Raw genomic sequence first — 16732 nt, 5'->3', positions numbered from 1 at the left:
TGACAGGTAGACCAAGGTGATGCTATCGCAGGCAAGCCAGCTCCCACATAAACCTCTTGCAGGTGTACCGAGTACACCCGAAACATAACAAGAAACCGGAGAACCACTCATGTCGTTAAGCGTGTTCGACCTGTTCAAGATTGGCATCGGCCCCTCCAGTTCCCACACCGTCGGCCCGATGCGCGCGGCCGCTCGATTCGTCGAAGGCCTCAAGCGTGACAACCTGCTGAGCGCCACAACCAGCATCAAGGTAGAACTCTACGGCTCGCTCGGCGCCACCGGCAAAGGCCACGGCAGCGACAAAGCCGTGCTGCTGGGCCTGGAAGGCGAACACCCTGACACCGTCAATACCGAAACCGTGGCCACGCGCCTGGCGCAGATGCGCAAGGATGGCCGCCTGAACCTGCTCGGTGAACACAGCATTGCGTTCAACGAGAAAGAACACTTGGCGATGATTCGCAAACCCCTCGCCTATCACCCCAACGGCATGATCTTTCGTGCCTTCGACGCCGCCCATATCCAGATCCGCAGTCGCGAGTACTACTCGGTCGGCGGCGGGTTTGTGGTGGATGAAGACGCCGCCGGCGCCGACCGAATCGTCGAAGACGCCACGCCACTGACCTTCCCGTTCAAGCATGCCAAGGACTTGCTCGGCCATTGCACCACTTACGGGCTGTCCATCAGCCAAGTGATGCTGACCAATGAAAGCGCTTGGCGCGCGGAAGCGGAAACCCGCGCCGGGCTGCTGAAAATCTGGCAGGTGATGCAGGATTGTGTGGATGCCGGTTGCCGTAATGAAGGGATTTTGCCTGGCGGCCTGAAGGTCAAGCGGCGCGCAGCCGCCTTGCATCGCCAGCTGTGCAAACACCCGGAGTCGGCGCTGCGCGATCCGTTGTCGGTGCTCGACTGGGTCAACCTTTACGCCCTGGCGGTCAACGAAGAAAACGCCAACGGCGGACGCGTGGTCACGGCGCCCACCAACGGCGCGGCCGGGATCATTCCCGCCGTCTTGCATTACTACATGCGCTTTATCCCCGGCGCGAACGAAGACGGCGTCGTGCGCTTTCTGCTCACCGCCGCCGCCATCGGCATTCTGTACAAGGAAAACGCCTCGATCTCCGGCGCCGAAGTCGGCTGCCAGGGCGAAGTCGGCGTGGCTTGTTCCATGGCCGCCGGCGCGCTGTGCGAAGTCTTGGGCGGTACGGTTTCCCAGGTGGAAAACGCCGCCGAGATCGGCATGGAGCACAACCTCGGCCTGACCTGCGATCCGATTGGCGGGCTGGTGCAGGTGCCTTGTATCGAGCGCAATGCCATGGGCTCGGTCAAGGCCATCAATGCGGTGCGCATGGCGTTGCGTGGCGATGGGCAGCACTTCGTTTCCCTCGACAAGGTGATCCGCACCATGCGCCAGACCGGCGCCGACATGAAAAGCAAATACAAGGAAACCGCCCGTGGCGGTTTGGCGGTCAACATTATCGAGTGCTGAGGCCCAACGGCGCGCCAGCACGTTTTTCAGGAGCTGAATATGTCCACCGAAACCCTGTTGAAAACCCCACTGCACGCCCTGCACCTCGAGCTCGGCGCGCGCATGGTGCCCTTCGCCGGCTACGACATGCCGGTGCAATACCCGCTGGGTGTGATGAAAGAACACCAACACACCCGTGATCAGGCCGGGTTGTTCGACGTGTCCCACATGGGCCAGATCCGCCTCACCGGCGCCAATGCCGCCAAGGCCCTGGAAACCCTGGTGCCGGTCGACATCATCGACCTGCCGGTGGGCATGCAGCGCTATGCGATGTTCACCAATGACCAGGGCGGTATCCTCGACGACCTGATGGTGGCCAACCTGGGTAACGACGAACTGTTCCTGGTGGTCAACGCCGCCTGCAAGGACCAGGACCTGGCGCACCTGCGCCAGCATATCGGCGACCAGTGCGGCATTGAGCCGCTGTTTGAAGAACGTGCACTGCTGGCCTTGCAAGGCCCGGCGGCAGTAAAGGTGCTGGCGCGCCTGGCCCCGGAAGTCACCAGGATGACGTTCATGCAGTTCACCACCCTGCGCCTGCTGGGCGTGGACTGCTACGTCAGCCGTTCCGGCTACACCGGTGAAGACGGTTTTGAAATTTCCGTGCCCGCCGCCAACGCCGAAAGTCTGGCCCGCAGCTTGCTGGCCGAGACCGAAGTGCAGGCCATCGGCCTGGGTGCCCGCGACTCGCTGCGCCTGGAAGCCGGCCTGTGCCTGTACGGCCATGACATGAACACCGACACCACGCCGATTGAAGCCAGCCTGTTGTGGGCGATCTCCAAGGCCCGTCGCGCCGACGGTGCGCGTGCCGGTGGCTTCCCGGGTGCAGACAAGGTCTTCACCCAGCAACAAACCGGTGTGAGCCGCAAACGCGTAGGCCTGTTGCCACAGGAACGCACGCCTGTGCGTGAAGGCGCGGAGATTGTCGACGCAGATGGCACCGTGATAGGCAGCGTCTGCAGCGGTGGCTTCGGTCCGTCCCTGGGTGGACCGCTGGCCATGGGTTACCTCGACAGTGCATTTATCGCACTGGACACTGAAGTTTCTGCGCTGGTGCGTGGGAAAAAGGTGCCGCTGCGTGTAAGTAAAATGCCATTTGTACCGCAACGTTACTACCGTGGCTGATTGGCTGTTTCTATAAGTAACGCGGTTGCGTTGACGTGCACTAATCTGTAACGCAACCGCCATAAAACAGTGCACTAGCGATAGTCTTTATTTAAGAGCCTGGCTATAACAAGTGATCGAATCTATCGAATAAGCCGACCCCGGATTTATTCACCTAATTGCAATCTTCCCCAGCAAAACCGGCGCATTTGCAGGGCTTGTTTTTTCTGCGTTAGTTGGCGTAGAGTTTGCCCACTGTGTTTGCATGGGTCGCTTGGAACCTGGACCTGGGCAGTAGCTGAAGTAGTAGTGCTACAACCCGTTCGACGTCTCTTACTTTCCTGCAACCCAGCCCAGTACTCTTTCATGTGAAAGGGGCTGTCATTAATTTTTAGCGTCAAAGGAAAGAAGAAAATGGCTGATCGTCAGAGCGGTACCGTCAAGTGGTTTAACGACGAGAAAGGGTTTGGTTTTATCACGCCAGAAAGCGGTCCGGATCTGTTCGTGCATTTCCGCGCTATTCAGGGCAACGGCTTCAAGAGCCTGAAAGAAGGCCAGAAAGTGACATTCGTTGCTGTGCAAGGCCAGAAAGGCATGCAGGCTGACGAAGTACAAGCAGAAGGCTGATCCCTCCTGCGACAAAAAGCCCCTGATGGTGACATCAGGGGCTTTTTTATGTGCGATTGCTCGTAAAATGGCTTTTTTTACAAGAGCGCCCTGCCATGTCCAAACCCCTATTGAGCCCCCAAGGCGAATTCCCCGCCGTTGGCCTGGGCCGTCGCCTGGCAGCAATGTTCTATGACTTCCTGTTGTGCACCGCCCTGCTGATCGTCACCGCCTTCATCTACAAGCTGATCTGGATCGCGTTCGTGGGCGAAGCCAGGATGCGCACCCTCACCGAATCCGGTGCGCTGGACGGCGATCCGTTGCTGTCGACGATTCTGCTGTTTGTACTGTTTGGCTTCTTCGCCAAGTTCTGGACCCATTCCGGGCAGACCCTGGGCATGCAGGTGTGGGGCGTGCGCGTGCAGAACGCCGATGGCTCGCGGATCAGCCTGTGGCAGGCGCTGTTGCGCTTTGTGGTGTCGATTGCGTCGTGGTTGTGCGGGGGGCTGGGGTTTATCTGGTCGCTGTTTGATAAGCGCAAACGCAGCTGGCATGACATCTATTCGGATACGCAGCTGGTGCGGATTCCGAAGCGCAAGAAATAATCCCTGAATGGTGGAGATCCAAATGTGGGAGCGGGCTTGCTCACGAAAGCGTTATATCAGTCAATGAACCTGTCGACTGACACTCCGCTTTCGCGAGCAAGCCCGCTCCCACATTTTGTACCGTGCCCAGTTGGAATCAGGCGTTGCCGGCGAGTTTGAGGCGCGCTGCCTGGGTGAAGTCGAGCATGCGCTTGAGCGGGCGCACCGCGTGGGGAATCACCGAAGGCTCGACGAAGATCTCGTTGCTGCCTTCGCGCAGGCACTGCAGCGTGCGCTCCAGCGTATTCATCGCCATCCACGGGCAATGCGCGCAACTGCGGCACGCGGCGCCGTTGCCGGCGGTAGGTGCTTCGACAAAGACCTTGTCCGGGCACAACTGCTGCATCTTGTAAAAGATGCCACGGTCGGTGGCGACGATAAAGGTCTTGTTCGACAGGCGCTGGGCGGCCGCAATCAGTTGGCTGGTCGACCCCACGGCATCGGCCAGTTCGATCACCGCCGTCGGCGACTCCGGGTGCACCAGGATGGCTGCGTCCGGGTACAGCGCCTTCATGTCTTCGAGCTGCTTGGACTTGAACTCTTCGTGGACGATGCAGGCACCGTCCCACAGCAGCATGTCGGCGCCGGTCTGGCGCTGGATGTAAGTCCCCAGGTGCTTGTCCGGGCCCCAGATGATCGTCTCGCCGTTGTCCATCAGGCTCTCGACGATTTCCAGGGCGCAGCTGGAGGTCACCACCCAGTCCGCCCGCGCCTTGACCGCAGCCGACGTGTTGGCATAGACCACCACGGTGCGCTCGGGATGCTGATCGCAGAACGCCGAGAACTCATCCACCGGGCAACCCAGGTCCAGGGAGCACGTGGCTTCAAGGGTAGGCATGAGGATGCGTTTGTCGGGCGTGAGGATCTTGGCGGTCTCGCCCATGAAACGCACTCCGGCGACCAACACGGTCTTGGCCGGGTGGGCGGCGCCGAAACGGGCCATTTCCAGGGAGTCGGAGACACAGCCGCCGGTCTCTTCGGCCAAGGCCTGAATCACCGGGTCACAGTAGAAGTGGGCAACCAACACCGCGTCCTGGGCTTTGAGCTCAGCGGCGATGGCTGCACGCAGGCTTGCCTCTTCATCGGCGCTGAGGGCCTTGGGCTGCTTGGCGTCGAGGTGGGCTTGAACCAGAAGGCGTTCGGAAATTTGCGTCATGTTCGCAAGACCTGCAGGCGCAGTAGCGCGAAAGTCGAGTGTACCACCGGCTCTGGAGCCTTTCGGGCGCCGCCGGATGAAGGGGTTGTGTTCATCAAGCACGGTTAGCGATGAAGCTGCGCAAGGCTACAGAATATCCAATGGTTTCAAAAGCCTAATCTGGCATTCGCCGGTGCGCCTGTCGGGCAAAAAAACGGGGAACCCCACGGCTGGGGTTCCCCGTTTTTTTTCAGCCTGCGTCAGCGCACCAACGCGGACGGATCTTCCTGCAGTATTACCGACGCCTGCAGGTTGACCAGCGCGTCTTTCAGACTGGACGTCTCCAGCGCGTCCTCGGACTTCTCGCTCTCCTTGGCCGCGTATTCGAGCAGCACCAGGTAATCGCGCTTGACCGAGGCCTGCGCGGGCACGAAGGTTTCGTCCACCCGCTTGCCCATCACGTACTTTTGCGTACGGGTGTTCTGACTGGCCTCTTGCGATACGGAAGCGTCGGTCAGCATGCCGTCCTTGTACCCAAGCGTAGCCAAACTGCTGGCCTTGTCCTGCACCTGCACATAGAGGTAATTCTGCGATTCAGCGCTGCCATCCAGGGCCGGGGCCTTTTCCCCCCTTAGGCCTTTATGGAAACTGGCAGAAAGGCTCGACTGCTGAACCTGGCTGATGCTGCGGTCCAAGGTGCTGGTGCCGCCGACGCGAGTCTTTTGCGAGACTTCATAAGCAAAACCGTCGACCTCGGACGGTCGCATCGGGTTGGTCGACTCACTGGCCTGCTTGAGCGACGCCTTGAAGTCCGCCAGGCCGGTCAGCATGTTCTGATCCGTGGGGTTGCGCGTCAGCGCTTGCGGCAACGACGCGCCCTGTGGATAACTGGCGTTCATGGCACTGAAGGCGTCTTTGAACATCGCCATCAGTTCCGGTTTGGCGTTGCCGCGCTCCTGTGCCCGTTCAAATTGGGCCAGGTAGCTTTTCAGCGCCTTGGCCTGTTGCTTGGCGTCGCCCAGGATTGCGCTGTTTTTCAGATCGACGGCCAGGTCCAGTTGGCCCAGCGCGCCACTCAGGCGCGTGCTGCGGCTTTGACTGTCGGCGTGGAAGGCCAGGCTCAAGCCCTGGCCATCCAGTGTCTTTAGCTTGACGCTGAGGTCCACCGAGGCCAGCAGCCTGGAATCAAACTGCGTCAGCCGGTTCAGGTCGAGCTTTGGCGGCGCTGCAGTCAACCCATCCACGCTGGCCTGGAAAGCACTCCCCAGTTTGCCGACCGCTTCGAGTTCGGCGTCGCTCAACGTGCCGCCATCCACGGTGGCCTGCACGCCCAGACCCTCGGCTTGGCTGGAAAGGCTGAACGTGACGGTCTTGCCACTGGCGGTCTTGATGCTGAGGCTCACCAGGTTGTCGGCCTTGCTGTGCAGCAAGCTTTGATCGGCCTTGATCTCACCGGCGTTTTGCGCCTGGTCGGCACTCGCGTACATCACCGACTGCGAAAACCCCGCCCCGCCACCCTTGACGAATTGCGCGATCAGGCCGGTGCCGATGCCATTGAAACGCTTGGCCGTGGACAATGAGTTGAAATTGGCGTCGAGGGTCTTGCTCAGCGCAGTCTGGCTGTCGCTCTCCCAGGCACGCACAGTTTCCTGACCTGGGAATTGCCCATGGCGGGAATAGGTATTGGCGAGCGTATCGGATACATCGTTGCCCAGGCTGACAACCGAAGAAGGCCGCGTCATGCTGACGTCGGCATTGGGCGCCTGGGCGGTGGCAGGCGCCTCAGTCGCACGGAAGATAAGTGGCGGGGTGGCGCCTATAGGCGAAAGCGTGGTCATGACCGTCCCTGTCGTGAGCTGAACAAGGCTTAATCTAACCAAGACTTCGACCAATTGACAGCACATAAGTAGCAAAAAGCCATGTGGAAAATGGTTTTCTGGCCGCGCCGATCGGATTTGATCCATAGATGCAAATGATCTATATTTGATTCCACGGACGCATATCAGAGGAGTCAAGCAATGACAGCCGTTTCCCAAGCGCAGGCTTTCACCAAAGAGCAATGCGTGACCGGTCTTCGCGCAGCGGTGGGCATCCTCGAAAAATGGCAGGCATCGAGTGATCAGGCTTGCCGTGTTCTGCGCATTTCCCGTAGCACCTTCACCCGAGCCAAACAGGGCGATACAGCTTGGTCGGTGAGCCTGGACGCGGATCAGATGCAGCGCATCAGTCTCGTACTCAACATCCACGCGGCACTGCGCCTGGTTTTTGATAATCCCGAGAACGTCTACGGATTTGCGTCGATGGCGAACGACAACAGTTTCTTCAACGGCCGTACGCCGCTGGAGGTCATGTCGCAGGGGGACATGATTTCCCTGTACGAAACGTATCGCCGCATCGATGTCTTGCGTGGAGCGCAATGGTAATGCTGACGCGCTTGGCTGATCTGCCTGGCGAACAGGTGCACGCCTATCGCCTGGTCAACTCCAAGTTTCCGCCCATCGCCTTGTTTGATGATGTCGCCGATGCGGACGAATTCGAAACCCTCTACCACATCCAGGCGCTGACCAACCCCAGGCTGAAAAACGAAGTGGGGAGCATCGAGCTGATACCCCGCAAGGACATTCCGTTTGGTATTTCGGGCTGCTCTTATGCAACGGCGCCCTTCACCCACATCAATCCCGAGGGCTCACGCTTCAGTGACGGCAGCTTCGGCGTGCTGTACCTGGCCGCCACGATGGAGACCGCGCTTGCGGAGGTGCACCATCATCAAGAGAAATACTGGCAAAAGGTCCGCGGGCTCAATTACGAGCGCTTCGTTTTTCGAGGCCTGACCTGCACCTTCGCGGAACACCTGATGAAAGACGCGACCTCGCTGCCGATGAGCGACCCTCTGTATGACCCTGACGACTACGCCCACGCCCGTGCGCTGGGCAGAGCGGTGAAGGAAGCCGGCTGCCCCGGCCTTCGCTACAACTCGGTGCGTTTGCATGGCAATCATTGCTGGGCGCTGATGACCCCAAGACCGGTCTCTTCGATCATCCAGACGGCCCACTATGAAATGGTCTGGAATGGCCATCTGTCCAGCGTGAACAAGATCAGCGAAGCGTGACATGCGGCAATAGGTGCGCCGCAGGGTTGTTGCGCGTCGATGGTGCCCCTTCCAGATCGCGCGCCCTGCGCCCCGGAAATCCTCACGTGCGTGGACCTTCCACGACCCCTGGCATATTCAGATACCCGCCGAATTAATCAAAAGTGACAAATTCGTCAATCCGCCACAGCTTGAGGTCACCGATGGTCATATACACTCGACCACATCGCTAAGGCTGCCAGTCAATTGACACAGAAACGCTGATAACCGAAAATCGGGCCCAATAGCGCCCGATCCTCTGGGGCTGGCTTGTCCAGCTCTATGTTTGGGCCTTCTTGTATATGGAACATGGACGTTGCAACAGCTGTCATCACCGAAGCCATTTCGGACCTATGCGGATCTCGTAATATTGTTGAACCGACGCGGCATGAGCATTGCCGACGCAGCGCGTTCAGAACGTAAGCTCTCCCAGGTCGGGTACTATCGCCTCAGCGGTTACTGGTTTGCGGCTCGTGAGTTTGTCCGAGACCTCCAGCAGAACGTCGTCCTGTGCGGTGTAACCGGGAAGCCCCTTCGACAAGACTCCTTCCTTCCAGCTACCACATTCGAGGACGCGTTCAGCCTCTACCTGTTTGATAAGCGGCTGCGCCAATTAATGCTTGATGCCATTGAGCGAATCGAGATCCGCGTTCGGACCGTGACAGCTCATGAAGTAGGATTTCATGGGCCGATGGCTTATACAGACGCCAGGTTCATCGTCCCCAAGCAAACTCAAAACTGGACGGATAGAAATAACCGTCAGCGCAATACTTGGCTGGAATGGCTGGATCGTCAAAATGCATTAGTCGCCCGAAGTCAAGAAGATTGCATTGAGTGGCATAAACAACACCGCAGAGCGATTCCGTTCTGGGTAGCAGTAGAGGCATGGGACTTCGGTACCCTTTCCAAGTATTACGAAATACTCAAAGGCAGCCACCAGAACCGTATTGCGCAGCGACTGGGGATCTCAAACACGAGGACACTCAAGCTGTGGCTTCAAGAAATCAACACGTTGAGAAATCGCTGTGCGCACCACAGCCGTATCTGGAACCAGGTATCAGCAAACCGCCTTCCCGATCTTCCTGCAGAGCCATACTTCCAAGCGTTGAACCTGGACCATAATGCACTGACTCGCCTATACGGACAGATCGCCATTATCTGGTTTCTGGTACAGCGCATTGGGCCAAGCTCCGACTGGATCCGGCATGTGGCGGATGTCATCGACTCCAAGCCTGACCTTCCAGGCTGCCCCTTTGGATCTCTAGGGCTTCCTTCCGAAAACGGGTTCCCACGGCAGTTGTTCGGCATCTGAATTCACGGCCTACGTCATCCACCAAATCCCAGGCAAAAAAAAACCCGGAAATCCTCACTTGCGTGGGCCTTCCGGATTTTCTAAACCGCCAAAAATGGTGGGTCGTGTGGGATTCGAACCTACGACCAATTGGTTAAAAGCCAACTGCTCTACCAACTGAGCTAACGACCCGCTGTGTGGTGGCGCGTATAATACTGATTTCTAAGGATTATTCAACACCTTATTTGAAATAAATCAGAAATAACGCGTTGGGTCAGTGATTCCGGCCGCTTGGAAGCCTTCTGCACGCAGCCGGCAGCTGTCGCATTTCCCACAAGCACGGCCGTCATCGTCTGCCAGGTAGCAGGAAACAGTCAGCGAATAATCAACGCCAAGTCCTACGCCTGCCTTGACGATGTCGGCTTTGCTCAGGTTCTGCAGCGGCGCCAGGATGCGGAAGCCTTGCCCCTCTACGCCGGCCTTTGTCGCGAGGTTGGCCATGCGTTCGAACGACTCGACGAACTCCGGCCGGCAGTCCGGGTAGCCGGAATAATCCACTGCGTTCACGCCGATAAAGATATCGCGAGCGTTGAGCACTTCCGCCCAACCCAGGGCCAGGGACAGGAATACGGTGTTACGTGCAGGCACGTAGGTCACCGGGATCCCTTCGCTGGGCGCCTGCGGCACGTCGATGCTGCTGTCGGTCAGCGCGGAGCCGCCGATACCGTTGAGGTTGAGGCCAATCACCTTGTGCTCGACCACACCCATGTCACGGGCGACACGGGCGGCGGCGTTCAACTCGGCACGATGCCGTTGGCCGTAGTCAAAACTCATGGTGTAGCAGCTGTAGCCTTCAGCCTGCGCCATAGCGACCACCGTGGCGGAGTCGAGGCCGCCGGACAGCAGGATTACCGCACGTTTTTGGTCCATCGTGTGTTCAGTCATATCAGCGCCCTGGCTCGTCATTCCAAAGATATTTATGCAACTGCAATTGCAGGCGCACCGGTAGATTGTCCGCCACCACCCAATCGGCGAGGTCGCGTGCGTTCAAGTCATGGTGGCTTGGCGAGAAGAGTACCTCGCCCGCGCGGCGGTCCAGGCCATACTGAATCAGCTTGGAGTTGGCCCAATCGTAGTCTTCGCGGGAACAGATGACGAACTTGACCTGGTCGTTGGCCGTCAGCAGGTCGATGTTCTCGTAGCGGTTGCGATGCGCTTCCTTGGAACCCGGGGTCTTGAGGTCGACCACGCGGCTGACGCGTGGGTCAACCGCCGAGATATCCAGGGCGCCGCTGGTCTCCAGCGACACTTCGTAGCCGGCGTCGCACAGCCGCTTGAGCAAAGGGATAGCATTGGGCTGGGCCAGCGGCTCGCCGCCGGTCACGCAGACGTAGCGCGGCTTGTAGCCGGCGACCTGCTCAAGGATGTCATCAAGGGTGCGCACCGTGCCGCCACTGAAGGCGTAGGCGCTGTCACAGTATTGGCAACGCAAGGGGCAACCGGTCAGGCGCACAAAAACGGTGGGCAGCCCAGCCGTCCGCGTTTCACCCTGCAACGAGTAAAAAACTTCGGTAATACGTAATGTGTCTTGCATAATCGCCACGGGCGTAACAGCTAAACAGGCTGTCCGCCTCCGTCAGGCACTTCAAGAGACCCCGCCAACGCGCAGGCCCCAAAAAGCGTGTTTCATAAAAGGGCGTGGATTCTAACGAAAAAACCCGCGACAGGCGCGGGTTTCTTCTAAACGGGTTGCATCGCTTACAAGCGCTGCAGGTCCCGTTGGGCCAACTGGGCAGCGGAGGTACCCGGATATTGGGCCACCACTTGCTGCAGAATGCCTTTAACCTTGTCGGTATGACCCAGGCGGCGCTCTACATCAGCGAGTTTGTACAGCGAATCCGGTACCTTGGCGTGCTTGGGGTACAGCTGGCTGACCTTGGCGAACGCCTGGCCCGCGCCCTGCAGGTCACCCTTTGCCAGGTTGACTTCGCCCAGCCAGTATTGGGCGTTGCCCGCGTACTGGCTGTTCGGGTACTTGCGCAGGAAAGCGGTAAAGGCCTGGCTGGCCTTATCGAAATCCTTGGCTTTGATCAGGTCGAAAGCTGCATCGTAATACAGCTTTTCCTTGGCCGGATCGCCTGGTTCACTGCTCGCCGCAGGGGCTTGGCTGGCAGCCGCGCCCGCTGCCGCACCGCCGGCAGCGGCACCACCGATAGCAGCGCTTGGCGTGCCACCGGCAGAAGAATTATCAGGAGTTGCGGCAGGTGTAACGCCGGCTCCAATACGTCGATCAAGATCCTGGTATCGCTCCAGGCCTTCTTGCTTCAGCTGGTTCACTTGATTCTGCAGTACTTCAATTGCGCCCTGTTGCTGCGCCAATTGATCCTGCATGCGTTGCAGCTGGTTGAACAGTTCGCCCTGTGCCGAGGGAGCGGACGTAGCCGCTCCCCCCGCATAGGCGCCGTTCGTGCCATAACCTGCTGGCGGATAGCTGCTCCCGCTATTGTTATAGCCCGAGTTGCTATCCGTTACAGGAACCGCAGCCCACACCGCAAGCGGTGCGAGGCTGAGAGCCAATACAGTCAGAGCACGACGGCACGTTCGCATGACGAATTACTTACGCAGTTCGACGCGACGGTTTTGAGCCCAGGACTGCTCGTCGTGGCCAGTAGCAACTGGACGCTCTTTACCGTAGGAAACCAGTTCCAGTTGGCCTGGAGCAACACCTTGCAGTACCAGGTAGCGCTGAACGGCTTTCGCACGACGCTCGCCCAGTGCCATGTTGTACTCACGAGTACCACGTTCGTCGGTGTTACCTTCCAGAACAACGCGAGCGCCGTTAGCTTTCAGGTCTTTCGCGTGAACGTCCAGAGCGCGCATGGCTTCTGGTTTCAGGTCCGAACTGTCGTATTCGAAGTAGAAAGTGGTGATAGCGCGCAGAGCAGCTTCTTCGCTCAGGGAGCCGTCAACCGCACCAGTGTTAGCGCCGTAACCAGCGTTTGGATCAACAGCTGCGCCTTCACCGGCATTGTCGCCGCCTTTAGACGAGCAACCAACGGCTACGGACAGAGCCAGAGCCAGAGCAGCAAACTTACCAAACTTCAGCATTTCCATCGTGAAACTCCTAATGAACCCCAGTGTGTTAAGTACTTCTTTTTGTAGCGCCGCGTCAGTTCAGGTAAGGGGACCAGGATGGTTCTCTGACTTCGCCTTGTGCGGTAGGAAGTGGGAGCCTTACGCGTCCATTGATGGACACGAGCATCAAGACTCCCCGGCCCTGCTGGCGGGTGGCGTAGATTACCATGGTGCCGTTGGGCGCAACAGTAGCTGACTCATCAAGGTTGGTATCTGTAAGGATTTTTACGGTTCCGCGCTGCAAATCCTGGGCCGCAACCCGGAAATTAGTGAAACCATCCTGACGGTGAATCATCACCAACGTCTTTTCATCAGCCGAAAGCTTCGGATTGGCGTTGTAGTTGCCAATAAACGTCACGCGTTCCGCACCACCACCGCCCACGTTCGCCTTGTAGACCTGTGGCTTGCCGCCACGGTCGGACGTGAAGTAGATGGTTGAACCGTCTTTACCCCAGAACGGTTCGGTATTGATGCCAGGGCCGCTGGTAACACGGCTGATCTGGCGCGAAGCCATATTCATCACGTAGATGTCCGGGTTGCCATCCTTGGACAGCACGAACGCCAGGCGCGAACCATCCGGCGACCAGGCAGGCGCGCCGTTGAGGCCTTCGAAGTTGGTGATCTGCTCACGACGGCCCGTATCGATATGCTGGACGAAGATGCGTGGACGACGCTGCTCGAAAGACACGTAGGCGATACGCTTACCGTCCGGCGCAAAGCGCGGCGACAGGATGGGCTCACGCGATTGCAGCAACGTCACCGCGCGCGCACCGTCGTAGTCCGAACGCTGCAGCGTGTAGCGGGTGTTGTCTACGGAGAAACGTTCAGCCGTCACATACAGCAGGCGCGTCGAGAAAGCACCCTTGATACCGGTGAGCTTTTCAAACGACTGGTCCGAGATGTAGTGGGCCATGTCCCGAAGTTGTTCGGCGGTGCCGGAGACACTGCCGGTCAGGACCTGCTGCTCGGTGGCCACGTTGAACAAGGTGTAGGTGATCTGCAGGCGACCGCCGGCCGGCGTGATGTTGCCGACCATCAGGTACTGCGCGCCCACCGCTTTCCAGTCACGGAACACGACTTCGCTGGCCTGGTTCGGCTGGCTGATCATGTTGCCTTTCGGAATCGGTGCGTAGTAACCGGAGTTGCGCAGGTCGTCGCTGACGATCTGGGCCATGTCGTCCGGCAGTACGCTGCCGCCCTGCCAGCCGAACGGCACTACCGCGATCGGAGTGGCCCGATCGCTGCCGCTGGTGACCAGGATGTTCTTTTCATCCGCCGCCGCTATCCCTGCCATACAGCAAATAACGACAAGCATTCCTCGAAGAAGGTTTCTCACAAGGCTAGATCCTCAGGTGTGAATGTCATCTTGAATGAACGATAGGGAGCGAAGTCGCTTGGTTTCATTCCCTGCATCTCGGTCAACCGGCCAATGTTCTTGACCGCTGCAACCGCCGAACTGTCGAACGAACCGTCACCACTGGACTTGGCCACGCTGACCGAAGTCACCGTACCGTCCGGCAACATGCCGATCTGCAGCACTACTGTCATGCCTTTGCGTGCCGAAGGTGGACGTGTCCAACCTTCCGCTGCCCGCGCCCGAATCAGGTCGTCGAAACTGCCCGCTACTTCATCACCCTGCTCGTCGGCCAAGGCTTGCTGACGCTGAGGCGTGTCGGAAAGCAAGTCTGCCAAGGCCTGGGCCTTCTTCTCTTCGGCGGATTTGCGCGCTGCTTCCTGGGCCTTTTTCTTGGAGGCGTCGGCGGCAGCTTTCTTCTTCGCGTCGTCGGCGATTTTCTTCTTCGCCTCGTCTGCTTCAGCTTTTTTCTTGGCGTCTTCGGCGGCTTTCTTCTTCGCGTCTTCGACTATTTTCTTCTTGGCGTCTTCAGCGGCCTTTTTCTTGGCCTCTTCTTCGGCAGCTTTCTTGGCTTCTTCTTCAGATTTCTTCTTGGCTATATCAGCCAATTGTTTCTCTTCGGCTTTTTTAGCTTCGGCAGCCTTCTCGGACTTTTTGGCTTCATCAGCCTTTTTCGCCTCGTCGGCCTTCTTCGCTTCGTCAGCCTTTTTCGATTCCTCGGCCTTTTGAGCGGCCTCTTCTTTCTTTTGTTCCGCAGCAGCCTTCACCGCTTCCTGCTCGACCTTCTTCTGTTCCATCTGTTCGACTTCAGTCTGGCGCGCAGCCGACTTCTGGGCCTCACCCGCAATCTTCTGATTGGTCTGGGTGGTGGCCTGACTTTTCGATTTCAGCTGATACAGGGTCGCCTGCACGATCGGCTTGGCTGGCGGCAGGTCCGGGGTCATGGCAAAGCTGACGAACAGCATGCCAAACACCAGGACATGCAGGGCAATTGCCCAGACGCTAGGCCAGAAGAAGCTTTCCGAGGCGGACGGCTCTCGCTGTTGGTGCATCAGGGCGCCTCGGTAATCAGGCCAACGTTACCCACGCCGGCCTTCTGCAGCCCGCCCATGGCGCCCATGACGGAACCGTAGTCGACCGATTTGTCACCGCGGATGAACACCTGGGTGTGCTTGCCGCCTTCGGTGCCGGAGCGGATGATCTTGGTCACGGCATCGGTCATCTGCGGCAAGGTCATGGCCTTGTCCTGCTGTTTCTGGGTATCGACTTCGCTGCCAAGGTTCCAGTAATAGGTCTTGTCAGCCTTGATCGAAATGGTCAGGACCTGGGTGTTGTTGTCCTGCGGCAAGGCTTCGCTGGAAACCTTGGGCAGATCAACTTTCACGCCCTGATTGAGCATCGGCGCGGTCACCATGAAGATGACAAGCAGTACCAGCATCACGTCGATGTAGGGCACTACGTTCATCTCGGCGACCGGCTTGCGCTTTTTGCGAGCTCGAGCGATTAAAGCCATTGGGAATTACCTGCTTATTCTTCGCTGGTGTGCACTTTACGGTGCAGGATCGCCTGGAATTCATCGGCGAAGGTGTAGTAACGGCTGATCAACGTTTCGCTGGTTGCGGCAAAACGGTTGTAGGCAATTACTGCGGGGATAGCAGCGAACAGTCCGATCGCGGTGGCGATCAGGGCTTCGGCAATACCCGGGGCCACGGTGGCCAGGGTGGCTTGCTGGGCCTGGGCCAGGCCACGGAAGGAGTTCATGATCCCCCACACAGTACCGAACAGGCCGATGTACGGGCTCACGGAACCGACGGTAGCGAGGAACGGCAGGCTCTGCTCAAGCTTCTCTTCTTCGCGGGAAATGGCGACGCGCATGGCACGGGCCACACCTTCCATCACCGCTTCCGGATCGACGCCTGGCTGCTGGCGAAGACGGGAGAACTCCTTGAAGCCGGCTCGAAAGATCTGCTCGACGCCCGAATCCGGGTCGGGATTGCTGCCGGCCTGGCGATACAGCTTGGACAGGTCGATACCCGACCAGAAGCGCTCTTCAAAGCTCTCCAGGGCACGTCGACCGGCACGCAGCAGGTTGCTGCGCTGAAAAATCATGACCCAAGAGGTAACCGATGCGGCTACCAGGGTCAGCATCACCAGTTGAACCACGATACTGGCATTGCTGACCAGGCTCCACATGGAGGAATGGTCGACGACGGTAGGTTCCACGCTAAATCTCCTGCTTTGATTGTTTACCCGCGCCGCTTACGTCGGCAAAGGCCGCACGTAAAGCTTCGGGAATGGCCCGGGGTTTCAAGCTATTGGTGCGCACACAGGCCACCAGGAACTGCCCCTCGCAGAGCAGCGTTGCATCCGTTGCCCGCCTGACCTGCTGTTTGAAACGCAGGCTGACACGGTTCAATTCAATTACTTCAGCGCTTACCAACAGTTCGTCGTCCAGCCGCGCCGGCGCGTGATACCGCGCCTCGCTGGAGTGCACGACGAATAACAGGTCCTCTCCTGCCAGCTCGGATTGGGCAAAGCCCAGTTCCCGTAGCCGCTCGGTTCGAGCCCGCTCCATGAACTTGAGGTAATTGACGTAATACACGATGCCGCCGGCATCGGTGTCCTCGTAATAAACGCGACAGCGATGTGCGAACGACTGATCCCCGTTTTGCGCGCGCATACTCTAGTGCTTACTCCTCAGGTTGCCAATCCGGCTGGGCAACTGTTTTTTCATTGTCTGAAACAAATTCAGTGACTGAATGACGACACCAGGCACTAGGACAGCACAAACATCGAATAAATCGTCTTGCG

At 58.6% G+C, this 16732-nt stretch carries 18 protein-coding genes and 1 tRNA gene; 7 read left to right on the top strand and 12 right to left on the bottom strand.

Going from position 1 to position 16732, the window contains the following annotated elements; genetic code table 11:
- Positions 1–109 precede the first annotated feature (109 nt).
- The 4 genes from H0Z09_RS11460 to H0Z09_RS11445 all read left to right on the top strand — a co-directional run bounded on the left by H0Z09_RS11460 (position 110) and on the right by H0Z09_RS11445 (position 3840).
- A complete protein-coding gene (locus H0Z09_RS11460; protein WP_186690615.1) occupies positions 110–1486 on the top strand; it encodes an L-serine ammonia-lyase in 1377 nt (458 codons plus the stop codon).
- Between the two features lie 39 nt (positions 1487–1525).
- Positions 1526–2650: a glycine cleavage system aminomethyltransferase GcvT gene (gcvT, locus tag H0Z09_RS11455; protein ID WP_186690606.1), complete on the top strand. Its 1125-nt coding sequence runs from the start codon at positions 1526–1528 to the stop codon at positions 2648–2650.
- Between the two features lie 393 nt (positions 2651–3043).
- The gene (locus tag H0Z09_RS11450; protein WP_014339904.1) at positions 3044–3256 is read left to right on the top strand and encodes a cold-shock protein; all 213 of its coding nucleotides are present in this window, start codon (positions 3044–3046) and stop codon (positions 3254–3256) included.
- Positions 3257–3351: 95 nt separating this feature from the next.
- Complete coding sequence (locus tag H0Z09_RS11445) at positions 3352–3840, top strand: RDD family protein (protein WP_186690604.1); 489 nt, start codon at positions 3352–3354, stop codon at positions 3838–3840.
- Between the two features lie 136 nt (positions 3841–3976).
- Here the strand turns inward: H0Z09_RS11445 and nadA are convergent, their stop codons facing one another.
- Both nadA and H0Z09_RS11435 read right to left on the bottom strand, forming a co-directional pair.
- Complete coding sequence (gene nadA, locus H0Z09_RS11440) at positions 3977–5035, bottom strand: quinolinate synthase NadA (RefSeq protein ID WP_186690602.1); 1059 nt, start codon at positions 5033–5035, stop codon at positions 3977–3979.
- A gap of 239 nt (positions 5036–5274) precedes the next feature.
- Positions 5275–6852 carry a lactate dehydrogenase gene (locus tag H0Z09_RS11435; RefSeq protein WP_238340227.1) on the bottom strand — a complete coding sequence of 526 codons (1578 nt, stop codon included), beginning with the start codon at positions 6850–6852 and terminating at the stop codon, positions 5275–5277.
- Positions 6853–7032: 180 nt separating this feature from the next.
- On the opposite strand from H0Z09_RS11435, the gene H0Z09_RS11430 reads away from it, so the two are divergent.
- The 3 genes from H0Z09_RS11430 (at position 7033) to H0Z09_RS11420 (ending at position 9453) form a co-directional block, all read left to right on the top strand.
- Positions 7033–7437, top strand: coding sequence for an antitoxin Xre-like helix-turn-helix domain-containing protein (locus H0Z09_RS11430; RefSeq protein WP_186690600.1), 405 nt, complete (start codon positions 7033–7035; stop codon positions 7435–7437).
- Positions 7431–8123, top strand: a complete 693-nt coding sequence (locus tag H0Z09_RS11425) for an RES family NAD+ phosphorylase (RefSeq protein WP_186690598.1) — start codon at positions 7431–7433, stop codon at positions 8121–8123. Before H0Z09_RS11430 ends, H0Z09_RS11425 begins: the two co-directional genes overlap by 7 nt.
- Positions 8124–8529: 406 nt before the next feature.
- Positions 8530–9453, top strand: coding sequence for an Abi family protein (locus H0Z09_RS11420; protein WP_238340226.1), 924 nt, complete (start codon positions 8530–8532; stop codon positions 9451–9453).
- Between the two features lie 95 nt (positions 9454–9548).
- On the opposite strand, the gene H0Z09_RS11415 is transcribed toward H0Z09_RS11420, so the two are convergent.
- The 10 genes from H0Z09_RS11415 to ybgC all read right to left on the bottom strand — a co-directional run bounded on the left by H0Z09_RS11415 (position 9549) and on the right by ybgC (position 16601).
- Positions 9549–9624, bottom strand: a tRNA-Lys gene (locus H0Z09_RS11415).
- A 63-nt stretch (positions 9625–9687) separates the two neighbouring features.
- The gene (queC, locus tag H0Z09_RS11410) at positions 9688–10362 is read right to left on the bottom strand and encodes a 7-cyano-7-deazaguanine synthase QueC (protein ID WP_186690785.1); all 675 of its coding nucleotides are present in this window, start codon (positions 10360–10362) and stop codon (positions 9688–9690) included.
- A gap of 16 nt (positions 10363–10378) precedes the next feature.
- Entirely contained in the window at positions 10379–11026 is a 648-nt protein-coding gene (gene queE / locus H0Z09_RS11405; RefSeq protein WP_186690587.1) for a 7-carboxy-7-deazaguanine synthase QueE, read from the bottom strand.
- A gap of 164 nt (positions 11027–11190) precedes the next feature.
- Positions 11191–12039, bottom strand: a complete 849-nt coding sequence (gene ybgF, locus H0Z09_RS11400; protein WP_186690580.1) for a tol-pal system protein YbgF — start codon at positions 12037–12039, stop codon at positions 11191–11193.
- Between the two features lie 6 nt (positions 12040–12045).
- Positions 12046–12546 carry a peptidoglycan-associated lipoprotein Pal gene (pal, locus tag H0Z09_RS11395; RefSeq protein ID WP_003209827.1) on the bottom strand — a complete coding sequence of 167 codons (501 nt, stop codon included), beginning with the start codon at positions 12544–12546 and terminating at the stop codon, positions 12046–12048.
- 55 nt (positions 12547–12601) lie between these two features.
- Positions 12602–13882, bottom strand: coding sequence for a Tol-Pal system beta propeller repeat protein TolB (gene tolB, locus H0Z09_RS11390; RefSeq protein ID WP_178115237.1), 1281 nt, complete (start codon positions 13880–13882; stop codon positions 12602–12604).
- 17 nt (positions 13883–13899) lie between these two features.
- Positions 13900–14973 carry a cell envelope integrity protein TolA gene (gene tolA, locus H0Z09_RS11385; protein WP_186690573.1) on the bottom strand — a complete coding sequence of 358 codons (1074 nt, stop codon included), beginning with the start codon at positions 14971–14973 and terminating at the stop codon, positions 13900–13902.
- The gene (gene tolR, locus H0Z09_RS11380) at positions 14973–15425 is read right to left on the bottom strand and encodes a protein TolR (protein WP_162279258.1); all 453 of its coding nucleotides are present in this window, start codon (positions 15423–15425) and stop codon (positions 14973–14975) included. The genes tolA and tolR overlap by 1 nt, the downstream gene beginning before the upstream one ends.
- A gap of 23 nt (positions 15426–15448) precedes the next feature.
- On the bottom strand, positions 15449–16144 hold the full coding sequence (tolQ, locus tag H0Z09_RS11375; RefSeq protein ID WP_076949746.1) for a protein TolQ: 696 nt from the start codon (positions 16142–16144) through the stop codon (positions 15449–15451).
- 1 nt (position 16145) lies between these two features.
- Positions 16146–16601 carry a tol-pal system-associated acyl-CoA thioesterase gene (ybgC, locus tag H0Z09_RS11370; protein ID WP_025854760.1) on the bottom strand — a complete coding sequence of 152 codons (456 nt, stop codon included), beginning with the start codon at positions 16599–16601 and terminating at the stop codon, positions 16146–16148.
- Positions 16602–16732 lie beyond the last annotated feature (131 nt).

It is taken from the genome of Pseudomonas sp. SWRI18 (assembly GCF_014268345.1).
Taxonomy (GTDB): Bacteria; Pseudomonadota; Gammaproteobacteria; order Pseudomonadales; family Pseudomonadaceae; genus Aquipseudomonas; species Aquipseudomonas cedrina.
Note: the sequence above shows the minus strand (reverse complement) of the source record. Positions and strands in the feature narration are given on the sequence as shown.

Bases quoted from the DNA above. Each gene is read 5' to 3' on its own strand.
- tolB (WP_178115237.1), bottom strand. From the start codon at position 13,882: ATGCTTGTCGTTATTTGCTGTATGGCAGGGATAGCGGCGGCGGATGAA.
- pal (WP_003209827.1), bottom strand. From the start codon at position 12,546: ATGGAAATGCTGAAGTTTGGTAAGTTTGCTGCTCTGGCTCTGGCTCTG.
- H0Z09_RS11450 (WP_014339904.1), top strand. From the start codon at position 3,044: ATGGCTGATCGTCAGAGCGGTACCGTCAAGTGGTTTAACGACGAGAAA.
- H0Z09_RS11460 (WP_186690615.1), top strand. From the start codon at position 110: ATGTCGTTAAGCGTGTTCGACCTGTTCAAGATTGGCATCGGCCCCTCC.
- nadA (WP_186690602.1), bottom strand. From the start codon at position 5,035: ATGACGCAAATTTCCGAACGCCTTCTGGTTCAAGCCCACCTCGACGCC.
- gcvT (WP_186690606.1), top strand. From the start codon at position 1,526: ATGTCCACCGAAACCCTGTTGAAAACCCCACTGCACGCCCTGCACCTC.
- H0Z09_RS11420 (WP_238340226.1), top strand. From the start codon at position 8,530: ATGAGCATTGCCGACGCAGCGCGTTCAGAACGTAAGCTCTCCCAGGTC.
- tolA (WP_186690573.1), bottom strand. From the start codon at position 14,973: ATGCACCAACAGCGAGAGCCGTCCGCCTCGGAAAGCTTCTTCTGGCCT.
- ybgF (WP_186690580.1), bottom strand. From the start codon at position 12,039: ATGCGAACGTGCCGTCGTGCTCTGACTGTATTGGCTCTCAGCCTCGCA.
- queC (WP_186690785.1), bottom strand. From the start codon at position 10,362: ATGGACCAAAAACGTGCGGTAATCCTGCTGTCCGGCGGCCTCGACTCC.
- H0Z09_RS11445 (WP_186690604.1), top strand. From the start codon at position 3,352: ATGTCCAAACCCCTATTGAGCCCCCAAGGCGAATTCCCCGCCGTTGGC.
- H0Z09_RS11430 (WP_186690600.1), top strand. From the start codon at position 7,033: ATGACAGCCGTTTCCCAAGCGCAGGCTTTCACCAAAGAGCAATGCGTG.
- ybgC (WP_025854760.1), bottom strand. From the start codon at position 16,601: ATGCGCGCGCAAAACGGGGATCAGTCGTTCGCACATCGCTGTCGCGTT.
- queE (WP_186690587.1), bottom strand. From the start codon at position 11,026: ATGCAAGACACATTACGTATTACCGAAGTTTTTTACTCGTTGCAGGGT.
- H0Z09_RS11425 (WP_186690598.1), top strand. From the start codon at position 7,431: ATGGTAATGCTGACGCGCTTGGCTGATCTGCCTGGCGAACAGGTGCAC.
- H0Z09_RS11435 (WP_238340227.1), bottom strand. From the start codon at position 6,852: ATGACCACGCTTTCGCCTATAGGCGCCACCCCGCCACTTATCTTCCGT.